General features: G+C 44.0%; 2 protein-coding genes. Both read left to right on the plus strand.

Going from position 1 to position 1,636, the window contains the following annotated elements; genetic code table 11:
* The first annotated feature begins 68 nt into the window (after nt 1-68).
* Nucleotides 69-794, plus strand: coding sequence for a helix-turn-helix domain-containing protein (locus EKM89_RS13845; RefSeq protein ID WP_125689346.1), 726 nt, complete (start codon nt 69-71; stop codon nt 792-794).
* A gap of 29 nt (nt 795-823) precedes the next feature.
* Nucleotides 824-1,636, plus strand: an 813-nt coding sequence (locus EKM89_RS13850) for an IS3 family transposase (RefSeq protein ID WP_263853930.1), incomplete at its 3' end; no start/stop codon positions are given.

The raw sequence follows: 1,636 nt of genomic DNA on the forward strand, positions 1-1,636 counted from the left end.
GGCTATACTCCTACTTAGGTAGACAAGCAAATAATCAAAGCTTGTTTACTTAGGGAGGAGTTTTTAGTATGGGCCGCAAAGGATCCCGGTACAGTTTGGAAGACAAGCTGTACTATATTCATCTGGTGGAACAAGGGCAGACAATATCTGGAATTGAACGACAGTATGGTGTGAAATATGACCAAGTAAAGCAGTGGATTGAACGTTATCAAGCAGCAGGAATTGACGGTTTGAAGCGGCGGAAGGTCCGGCAATACTCTGCGGAATTCAAACAGGAAGTGGTCAACTTATATCTGGCGGGTGGAACTTCATATCCACAGTTGGCCAAACAATTTGATATTCCCAATAACAGCATTATCTATCAGTGGGTGAACCTGTATACTAGTGGTAAATCATTCAAAACCACTAGGAGGGCCAGGACCATGAAGACTGGTAGAAAGACGACACAGAAGGAACGAATTGAAATTGTACAATGGACTATCGCCAACGACTTGGATTACAGTGCCGCCATAAAACAATTTCAGGTATCTTATGGACAAGTGTATGCCTGGGTCAAGAAGTTTAAGCAAGGCGGTCCAGAAGCCCTACAAGACCGCCGTGGCAAAGACAAATCTGGTAAGGCGCAACTCACCGAGACGGAGAAGCAAGAGCTTAAGGTGAAAGCTTTAGAGGCACGAATTGCCCACTTGTCAAAGGAGAATGAAGTTCTAAAAAAACTGAAGGAATTGGAAAGGAAAGATGCCACTCGGAGTTCAAATATCGTACCATTCAAGCACTCGCCCAAGAAGCCCTAGATCGTAATGAACCAACCCAAATTGGCTTGATGTGCCAATTCTTAAAGGTGTCTCGGGCGGCTTACTATAAGTGGCTCCATCGCCGACCCAATCAACGTGAAATTGAAAATGAAGCAATCTACAGCTACGTTAAAGAACTGGAAGAAAACCATCATTACATCTTCGGTGTGAAGCGTTTGGTTGCGTACGTAAACAAGGAAACGCCCTATCATGTGAGTGCTGGAAGAATTCGACGGATGATGAAGCGACACAATATTAAAGCATCGATTTTAGTTGCCAAACACGACCGTAAGGCGGAACACAAAGAATACATTCTTGGCAACAAGCTACTTACGACCGATGCTAAACATGACTTTCATCCTAATCAGCCAAACCAGACCTGGGTAACTGACTGTAGTGAATTAAGATATGGTATTAAGGGCGGTGGCAAGATTCGAATTAGCGCCATCAAGGACCTTTATGACCATAGTGTTATTGCATGGAAAATCGAGCCGACTGAGACGGCTACTTTAGTAACGGATACTTTCAATGCGGCATTAATCGCGACAAATGGTGAAAGACCAATCTATCTTCATAGTGACCAAGGGTCTAGTTACACGGCCGGACTATATAACACAACTTTAGCCGGAGCGGGCGTTATCCATAGTATGTCCCGTCCTGGTACGCCGGGTGATAATAGCCCAATGGAAAGTTTGTGGAGTCATATGAAGACAGAATACTTTGACTTTAAACAACCACTATCGCTGGAAGAAATAACTGTGATGATAGCTGATTTTATGGATTGGTATAATAATTCGCGACGCCAACCAACACTAAACGGCATGACCCCAGTAGAATACCGG

The organism is Levilactobacillus fujinensis (genome assembly GCF_003946335.1).
GTDB lineage: Bacteria > Bacillota > Bacilli > Lactobacillales > Lactobacillaceae > Levilactobacillus > Levilactobacillus fujinensis.

Coding starts and splice junctions, on each gene's coding strand:
- EKM89_RS13845 (WP_125689346.1), top strand. CDS start 69: ATGGGCCGCAAAGGATCCCGGTACAGTTTGGAAGACAAGCTGTACTAT.